The 9,320-nt window shown below is 36.7% G+C and carries 9 protein-coding genes; 7 read left to right on the forward strand and 2 right to left on the reverse strand.

Translation table 11 applies throughout. The features are described from left to right. Positions 1–73 precede the first annotated feature (73 nt). Both J5X91_RS17545 and J5X91_RS17550 read right to left on the reverse strand, forming a co-directional pair. The gene (locus J5X91_RS17545) at positions 74–394 is read right to left on the reverse strand and encodes a hypothetical protein (protein ID WP_208835334.1); all 321 of its coding nucleotides are present in this window, start codon (positions 392–394) and stop codon (positions 74–76) included. Next, positions 385–1,305, reverse strand: coding sequence for a TnsA endonuclease N-terminal domain-containing protein (locus J5X91_RS17550; RefSeq protein ID WP_208835335.1), 921 nt, complete (start codon positions 1,303–1,305; stop codon positions 385–387). Before J5X91_RS17550 ends, J5X91_RS17545 begins: the two co-directional genes overlap by 10 nt. A gap of 246 nt (positions 1,306–1,551) precedes the next feature. Between J5X91_RS17550 and J5X91_RS17555 the strand changes: the two genes are divergently transcribed. The 7 genes from J5X91_RS17555 to J5X91_RS17585 all read left to right on the forward strand — a co-directional run bounded on the left by J5X91_RS17555 (position 1,552) and on the right by J5X91_RS17585 (position 9,260). Further along, the gene (locus J5X91_RS17555; protein WP_208835336.1) at positions 1,552–1,788 is read left to right on the forward strand and encodes a hypothetical protein; all 237 of its coding nucleotides are present in this window, start codon (positions 1,552–1,554) and stop codon (positions 1,786–1,788) included. After that, positions 1,785–2,279, forward strand: coding sequence for a hypothetical protein (locus tag J5X91_RS17560; RefSeq protein WP_208835337.1), 495 nt, complete (start codon positions 1,785–1,787; stop codon positions 2,277–2,279). Before J5X91_RS17555 ends, J5X91_RS17560 begins: the two co-directional genes overlap by 4 nt. Before the next feature lie 141 nt (positions 2,280–2,420). After that, positions 2,421–3,350, forward strand: coding sequence for a restriction endonuclease (locus J5X91_RS17565; RefSeq protein WP_208835338.1), 930 nt, complete (start codon positions 2,421–2,423; stop codon positions 3,348–3,350). An 80-nt stretch (positions 3,351–3,430) separates the two neighbouring features. Continuing rightward, positions 3,431–5,989 (forward strand): class I SAM-dependent DNA methyltransferase, encoded by a 2,559-nt coding sequence (locus J5X91_RS17570; protein WP_208835339.1) that lies wholly within the window; start codon positions 3,431–3,433, stop codon positions 5,987–5,989. Then, entirely contained in the window at positions 5,982–7,259 is a 1,278-nt protein-coding gene (locus J5X91_RS17575; RefSeq protein WP_208835340.1) for a restriction endonuclease subunit S, read from the forward strand. The genes J5X91_RS17570 and J5X91_RS17575 overlap by 8 nt, the downstream gene beginning before the upstream one ends. A gap of 202 nt (positions 7,260–7,461) precedes the next feature. After that, on the forward strand, positions 7,462–8,058 hold the full coding sequence (locus J5X91_RS17580) for an SLATT domain-containing protein (RefSeq protein WP_208835341.1): 597 nt from the start codon (positions 7,462–7,464) through the stop codon (positions 8,056–8,058). Continuing rightward, entirely contained in the window at positions 8,055–9,260 is a 1,206-nt protein-coding gene (locus tag J5X91_RS17585) for a reverse transcriptase domain-containing protein (RefSeq protein WP_208835342.1), read from the forward strand. Before J5X91_RS17580 ends, J5X91_RS17585 begins: the two co-directional genes overlap by 4 nt. Positions 9,261–9,320: the final 60 nt, after the last annotated feature.

Here is a 9,320-nt window from a genome sequence, read left to right on the forward strand (position 1 = left end):
TTTTACCGACCTAATGCCGTGGAATGTGCAGCTAGACTTCGATTATAGCTAAGCGCACTGCTTAAATGCGCGCTTACGTTTCTTTCGACGCTAAAAGTAACTCTGAATACCATGCTGCACGCTTTCCTGAAATAAAGTCATTTTCTATACACTCATATTCTTGTATAAAAAACCCATACAGTGGTGTATTTAATTTATGTACAAATGGCTTTTTTATTTTATTTTTATCTTGTAATGACAGCAATATGTACTCTGGATAATTCATAAATGGATATTCAACAATCGTAATTCTAATATCTTTTTTAGCTACTTTGCTTTTATCAAATTGTTTACTAGATTGAGCATCTATAACTGGGGATTTTAGCACTTGATTTTTAATATACTTTAACACCATACCTCCTCCTTAGCAGGATAGAGAATATGATAAGTTCCAATCTCCCTATGCAAATCAAAGCTAATTTCGTGATGCCAAATAAGATACCAAAATATAGCCCTTACTAAGCTAATTTCAATTTCAGTCACCTGTGAAACTAATTCGCATAACTTAAGCAAAGTTATATACTCACGATGATCGAAAACAATAATAATTTCTTTTTTAACCTTATTAAGTTTTTGCTTAGGGTAATTTCTTTGCCCCAATATATAAGCTTCAGCTAAATTTTCTTGAAAGTAATATTCTAGTAAATCATGGTCACTTGTGATTAAACTCCACCTAACCCCTTGCTCTAACCAATATTGCTGTTCAATTTCATGTTTATCGTTAATTCGCTCAATTTTTTTATCTGTGGCCCCTAATCTACCATCACGATTTAAACACTTTAGTGAGATGGCATGACTTACTTCTCCCCCATTAGCATCAGTGTAAGTCATTAATACATCAGTAGTCATTGGAGCAGCCTGATATACATCATGCTCTTTCGAAATATTACCTTTCGGCTTAAAACCAGGATGTTTAATACTTTTTCCCTGAGCAATATCAATCGTTCTATAAATATTATCCAAAGGAATTTGCATTGATATTTTCTTTACATTAGACAAAAAGAGAAGTGCTTTTAAAAAGCCACTTTCTAGTTTCGACAATGCTTCTAATGGAACCAAAGACTTTGCTGACGGCGCATGCTTCGTAGCTAATCCGACAGAAGAAACTCTCTTAGTTGGGAAATAAGGTACGAGCTGTTTTTGTTCATAACATTTTACTCTCCACTCATCTAAGTGTCTTAAAATAAGAAATGAAACTGGTGGCTGTTCCTTATAACGGAAAATTAATCCGCCATTACCTTCTTCAATAATTTCATCTTTTTTCATACCCATAATCCTCTCTTAATATGTATTTAAATCTATATACAAATAAAATAGTGTCAAGTATAAAAAACAGTCTACAATTAAAATTAACACATTAAAATCAACAACTTAATAACATGAAATCATGATTTGTCAACCTAAATACATTAAGTAAAAGTGTTTCCATCTAAAATGATTTACAGCTGAAAATCGATAAATAACAATAATATATAAAATGGTTAATTCTTTTTAAAAGTAGGAGAACACGAAATGCTCATTACAGAATCAAAGCTAAAACTATTCGAAAAACTGATTAAAAGTAGACTTTTTTCTCAAAAAAAATATTTTTATTTTTTTATAAAAAAGCAAAAAGTTAACAAAATGACAACGCTAATTGATCTACTTGAATCACCAGAGGGGCAGGATAAGCTCGAAAAGGAACTCGATTTTTTTATTCGTACTAATAAAAAACAACATATAAAGCGCTTTTTAGGAGCATTAAAATGAATGATTTTTCGCGAACTCAGCAGTACATCCAGTTTTTTACTGAAGTACTCAAACTTAATAAACTTACAAATGCGCCTACTGAGCAACACCGTATTTATTACAATCAAATCAACTTATTCTTATCGCATCACGCTCTTTTATCGGCGGCTCAAGTCATTGATTTACTCTCGACACCCAGCAAGCCATTTACTGAACAAGATTTAAAAAAATTAGTCGATACAAATAAAGCCTTTTTTGTAACAGCACCAAATTTCGCAGGATATGAAGGCTACCCTGCTTTTCAGTTTGATATCTATAAGCGACGCGTTAAACCTATTTTAGAACCTATTATTGGACAGGTAAGTAAATACTATTTCGACTGGGATATTGTACTTTGGCTAGGGTCATACTTTGGTGATCTGAATGGTTCAGCAATTGAAGCAATAGATGACCCTAAACAACATAGCTTGTTGATTCAATTAGCTAAGAACCTTGATAATGAGTATTTGTAGCTAAAGTTCAGTTTTATTTATACACTATATAACACATTAATATTGAGCTTTTAACTAAATTACAATACTGTACCTAGATAGTATAAAAGTTACAGTGCGCAGTATTGTCGGCCATTGTACTAACAACACAAAGGACTGCTAGTGATACCTAATTACCAGCAATTTATGCGCCCATTTTTAGAGGTTGCACATAGAGCCCATGGAAGAGAAGTTAAGCTAAGGGATGTAATTAACGAACTGGCTGAACAGTTTAACCTTACTGACGAAGAAAAAACTGAGACACTCCCAAGTGGGAGGCAGCCTATTCTCGATAACCGAGTTGGCTGGGCACGCACATACCTTACAAAGGCTAGACTTCTAGAAGTTACGAGACGTGCACACTTTGTAATTACTACACGAGGCATAAAAGCACTCGAAGATGAATTAACGGTAATAGATAAAAACTATTTGAAGCAATTTGATGAATTTGTCGCCTTTTCTGAACAAAAAAATGAGGCTGCAGTAATAACTGCCCCAATAAATCCCCAAAGTAATGATAATATAGAAGACATCACGCCAGATGAAGCATTAAGAAATGCCTACAAAGCAATTAATGACGCCCTTACATCGGACCTTTTATCGAGAACACGTAAAGTTACACCTGCATTTTTTGAGAAGCTGTTGATAGAGTTGCTAATTGCTATGGGCTATGGCGGTGCTGGTGAAGGTGCATCCCATGCGCTAGGTAAATCAGGCGACAATGGTGTAGATGGAGTAATAGATCAAGATCCACTTGGCGTTGACCAAATTTATATTCAAGCTAAACGCTATGCAGAAGGCAATAACGTCGGCTCTGGTGATATCCGAGATTTTTTTGGGGCGCTCAATTTAAAGAAAGCGCAAAAAGGTATATTCATTACCACATCTGATTTCACACCATCCGCAGTGCAAACTGCTAAAGATTTAGGAATGCGCATTGTACTTATCAACGGTAAAGAATTAGCTAAACTCATGCTGCGATATAACATCGGTAGCAGAGACGAACAGGTGTTGCACCTGAAGAAAATAGATGAAGAATTTTTTGAAATATAAAGCGGCAAGCATCAACTGCAAAGAATTTAATAGAGCTGTGATTTTACTCGCACAACCCAAAACTGAGAATTATTGAAAACATGAAACAGAAACTGACACTAAATAAATTAGAAACCCTGCTATTCAAAGCTTGCGACATATTACGTGGCAAAATGGATGCATCAGAATACAAAGAATATATTTTTGGTATGTTGTTCTTAAAACGTATGTCTGATCAATTTGAAGCAGATAAAGCAGCTATTCGCGCCCGTTTAGCAAAAGAAGGGAAGTCAGAAACTGCAATTGAAAAGCTTGTTTCATTGCCATCACAGTTTGAATACTTTGTGCCAGAAAAAGCCGCATGGTCAACTATAAAGCACATTAAAAAAAATGTGGGTACTGAGTTAAATAAAGCGTTAGCAGCGCTTGAAGACGCAAACATTAAAAAAGGTCTGGAAGACGTACTTAAGCACATTAACTTCAATAAAAAAGTAGGCAAAAAACCTATGGAAGATAATGTTCTGGTTAACTTTATCCAGCACTTTAATACTATCCCACTAACAAATGATGACTTCGAATTTCCAGATTTGCTCGGTGCGGCTTACGAATACTTAATCAAGCATTTTGCCGATAGTGCAGGTAAAAAAGGCGGTGAATTCTACACACCTTCAGAAGTGGTTCGCTTACTAGTAGAGCTTTTACAGCCCGGTGAAGGCATGGAGATCTACGACCCGACGGTTGGGAGTGGCGGTATGCTCATCCAAAGTAAAAAATACGTTGAAGAAACTGGTGGTGACGTAAGCAAAATAGATTTATTTGGTCAGGAAGACAGCGGTACTACTTGGTCTATTTGTAAAATGAATATGATCTTACATGGTGTTGGTGGTGCGAATATTCAAAATGAAGATACGCTAGCTAAACCGCAACATGTCGATGCTAATGGTGAGATCCGCACTTTCTCTCGCTTGATCGCGAACCCACCATTTTCTCAGAATTACAGTCGCGAAGGCATGACACATCAAGGTCGTTTTCACACATGGCTACCTGAAGGAGGCAAAAAAGCTGACTTCATGTTTGTGCAGCATATGCTTGCTTCACTAAAACAAGACGGAAAAATGGCAATAGTAATGCCACATGGGGTGCTATTCCGTGGTGGTGAAGAAAAACTCTGTCGCCAACGATTCATTGAAGAAGGCATTCTCGAAGCGGTTATCGGCTTACCTCAAGGTTTATTTTACGGTACAGGCATTCCAGCGTGTGTTTTAGTGTTTAACAAAGCCAATGCAGCTAAGCGCAAACACATTGTATTTATCAATGCAGATCGCGAATACAAAGAAGGTAAAAATCAAAACAGCCTTCGTCCAGAAGACATTGAAAAAATCACGCATGTTTATGGTGCGTTAACGTCAAACACAGAAAATGAGATCGAAAAGTACGCACGCGCAGTGCCTGTAAGCGAGCTTGAAGCAGAAGAGTTCAACTTAAACATTAGGCGTTTTGTTGATAATAGCCCAGCACCAGAACCCCATGATGTAAAAGCTCATTTAAATGGTGGTGTGCCTGCGGATGAAGTAAACAGTCTTGATTCACATTGGCAAAATTACCCAAATTTAAAAGAAGCCTTATTTACTTCTGGGCACCCTAAACAAGCTGATGATCACTACTTTTCTTTTAATCAGACACTTGAAAGCAAAGCGGATATTAAAGCTATTATTGAGAGTCATCCACAGCTTATTGCTAAACATGATGCGTTTAACGACCAATTGATAAAATGGTGGGACACTAACTTCTTACCTGCCTTTCACGAGTTGGGTGATGAGAAGTTAGGATCTAAAGGCGTATTTGCTCTAAGGCGCGATGCGCTAAATAGTATTGTCACTGCACTATTGCCTGAAAACCTATTGTCGATTTATCAAGTCCGTGGGGCGATGGCGAGTAACTTTAAACAGCATGAGGCGGACCTGAAATCTATTGCCAACTCAGGTTGGAATGCTGAACTTATTCCAGATGAAGAAATTCTTGAATCTCAGTTTCCAGAGGTGTTAACCAACTTAAAGAATGACGCAGCTAGAATTACTGAACTTGAAGCCCTATTTGCTGCTGCAAATGAAACGACTGAAGATGATAATGAAAACGAGCAAGAAGAATCGGAATCTGGAGTACTGCCAAAACCTCAGGTAAAAGCATTAAAAGATGCGAAAAAAGAGAACAATAGCCAACTGCGCGATTTAAAGAAAGAACTAAAGTTTGCCAAAAAAGAAGACCCAACACGAGCACTGCAACTTGAAGGTGAAATTGAAAAACTAACTACAGCTAACGATGTTATAGATACTAAGCTAGAGCAGCATACTGCGCTTGAAAAAGAGTTGAAAGAGCTAAAAGCTGGTATTAAAGAAGCTGAAAAGAAAAAAGAAGACCTAGTTGATGCTGCACGTGAAAAAATCACGCCAGCAGAAGCTAAGGCACTTATTGAGGCACGCTTTAAACAGCAGATGGTTGATAGTTATGTTCACTACCTCCGCCAACTTGAATCGCAGCTAATTAAGGCTGTTGAGAATCTCCATAACAAGTATGCAATTACTGCTAAAGAGATTCTTACTGAACGTGATCAGCAGTCAACTTTACTAAATAGTTTTTTAGTGGAGTTGGGTTATGAATAAAATTAGACATAAGAATTTATATGATATATCAAAGTTTCAAAACATTCCGTCAGGTTGGACTGACTGTACAATAGAAGAAATTTGCCATATAGGTAGAGGGCGAGTAATAAGTCAAGAAGAGGTAAACTCTAACCCCGGTGTATACCCTGTTTACTCTTCTCAAACCCGCAACAACGGTAAAATGGGTTCTATAGAAACATATGATTTTGATGGGGATTATATTACATGGACAACTGATGGAGAAAATGCCGGAACCATATTCAATCGAAAGGGTAAATTCAACTGCACTAATGTTTGTGGAACTTTAAAGTCAAAAAATGATGAAGTTGACCATCAGTTCCTTGCATATCAACTAAGTAGTATTTCTAAAAATTACGTATCATATATTGGTAACCCTAAATTGATGAATGGGGTTATGGCTAATGTTGGATTAATCTTACCTACCAAGCTTGCTCAGAAAAAAATATCTCAAATATTAAATACTGTTGATAACCTTATTGACCAAACCCAAAACCTTATCGGTAAATATACAGCAATTAAACAAGGCATGATGGCAGATTTATTCTCTCGCGGCATCGACCTTTCTGGCACACCAGAGACCAACAAAAACTACGGGCAGTTGCGGTCAAGCTATGCAGAAGCACCAGAGCTTTACCGAAAAACAGAGCTAGGTTGGGTTCCAGATGGCTGGGAAATTGTTACTTTAGAGTCAATCGCTACAGTTGAACGTGGAAAATTTACCCACAGACCAAGAGACGATACAAAGTGCTACGGAGGGCTACACCCCTTTATTCAAACAGGCAGTGTTACAAAGGCTCAAGGCGGGTTTATCACTGAATATAACCAAACGCTGTCTGATTTTGGACGAAATGTTAGTAAAGAATTTCCTAAAGGAACTATTGCTGTGACTATCGCAGCCAATATTGCTGATACTGGTATTCTGAATATACCAATGTGTTTTCCCGACAGCATAGTTGGTGTAGTAGTAAACGATGAACTTTCCACTACCCGATTTGTTGAAATATCTATTAGACGAAATAAAAGACGATTAGATGCCTTGGCCCCATTGAGTGCTCAAAAAAACATTAATTTGGAAGATCTACGACCATTAAAAATAGCTCTTCCAAATATTGATGAACAAAAAGAACTTTGTCGTAGGTATGAGACGCAAGAGTCACTTATTCAAATAGAAAAAGAATATTTAGAAAAATTAAAACTAAATAAAATGGGCCTGATGCAAGATTTGCTAACAGGGAAAGTACCCGTATAACCAGTTTTGTTCTAGGGTGTGTTGACCTTTGATAGTTTCGGTTTGATTAGGTTGACCACTCACTTGTGAGTGCAACTAATACTGAAGAGCTTGTCTCTTAGTCATTGTACTTTCGAGTATATATGGCTTGCCCCGTAAGGGGTGTTAATCCTATGTAACTTATAGACACCCTAGAACATCTTATTTTCAAGGAAGTAAATAAATGGCATTTTCAGATAACGTTTGGTGGACAAGAAAAGCAAGAATACAAGCAGAAAAGCGCTTACTTTCAAACGCTTTTCAATCACAGCTATTACTGTTGTGGTATTCCTTTTTTGGCGTTGCTGTTTCTATTTATTATTTAAAGTTTATGCCATCTGTCGGGCAAGAAGATTTAGCAGGTATTAGCTGGATAGTGTATTCAGTACTGGTGTTAAGTATGTCTGGGTTTATTGCCGGATTGTCCTTTAAAGAACGAGCAAGCCTCATTAAAGAAAGTTATGAGACTCTGAATACTTTCTATCAAAAAGCGAAGGCACAAGACGCTAATATTGCGCAATTATCTTCTGATTATGAACAAATTATGGGACTTTGTGAAAACCATACGGATTATGATTACTATCTCGCCTTGTGTCTTGAACACGTTACTAACAATAAAGATGTCGATACGAACACAGGGTGCAAAGAAGATTTAGACCGTTGTCCGACTTGGTATCACTGGTTAAGCATTACATGGTGGTTAACTAAACGATATGTATTACTAACACTTCTATATTTATTGCCCATTATTCTTTTGGTTGCTATTGAGAAGTTAGCATGACGATTCAGCAGCAATTTAATAATCATTTTGCAGAAGATAATCTAAAGCGTATTTTTGTTGACCATGTTGTTTATTCTGGCGCAACGGGAATTGATAACTTAGATCAGTACGCGTTCCGTATTCAGCTAGATGACCAAATTGCTATTTTGTCTCGAAAAATGTTGGCTGGCACTTATAAATTCACTAAATACAAGTTGAAATTAGTGAGTAAAGGTAAAGACAAAATACCTAGAGAAATTTCAATTCCTACTGTAAGAGATCGCATTGCTATGCGTGCTATGTGTGATTTTGTCACTGAAGTTTATGATGGCGTTGTGGAATTTAATTTACCGCAAAAGGTAATTAAACGTGTAAAGGTAAACTTAGCTTCTGGTGCATATACTGGTGTCATTAAACTAGATGTCAGTAATTTTTATCCTTCAATAAAACACAATGAATTAAGAAGACGCTTAGGTAAAAAGATACGATCTGATGATATCAAGAATGTGCTTTTTTCTGCCATTACCTCGCCTACAGTCTCAGTTTCTAAAACCACTGATATGCCATCAGCAAGAGGTGTACCTCAAGGCTTAGCGATATCAAATATTCTTGCTGCAATTTATCTGTTAAATATTGATAATTACTTTAAGTCGTTACAGAACATTAAGTACTACCGATATGTCGATGATGTCATGATTTTTTGTGACTTTAATGATGCGCAGGCCATAGCTACAGATGTATGTAATCGTTTTGGTCGAATTGGGTTAAAAATGTATGACCCAATCAAACGACCAGATAAATCGACGATTGAACAGTTAGGTCGTCCATTTGATTATCTAGGTTATCATTTTCAAGATTCAAAAATTAGCGCACGACTTGGCTCAATTGAAAGGTTAAAACATTCATTAGTTTCAATATTCACCAGTTACAAACATTCAAAACAGAAAAGTGAAGAGTTTTTACTTTGGCGACTTAACCTTCGGATTACGGGGTGTGTTTTCGACAATAAAGCCAAAGGTTGGCTGTTTTTCTTTTCTGAGATTAATGATGAGAAACTGTTACATACACTTGATCATTATGTAGGTAAGCTTACTAAACGCTTTAACGTAACTATTCAGCCTAAAAAATTCGTTAGGGCATTTAAAGAACTAAGCCACAAAAAATACGAAACAAGTTATATTCCAAACTTCGATGTATATACTTTAGTATCTAGCGTCAATTAACTTGGCCGGTTCCGCGTCAATTATCTTGGCCGGTTGACACCGAATTTTATTTGCTCTTAT

Origin of the sequence: Pseudoalteromonas sp. K222D, from assembly GCF_017653575.1 — a bacterium.
In the GTDB taxonomy this organism is placed as follows: Bacteria; Pseudomonadota; Gammaproteobacteria; order Enterobacterales; family Alteromonadaceae; genus Pseudoalteromonas; species Pseudoalteromonas nigrifaciens.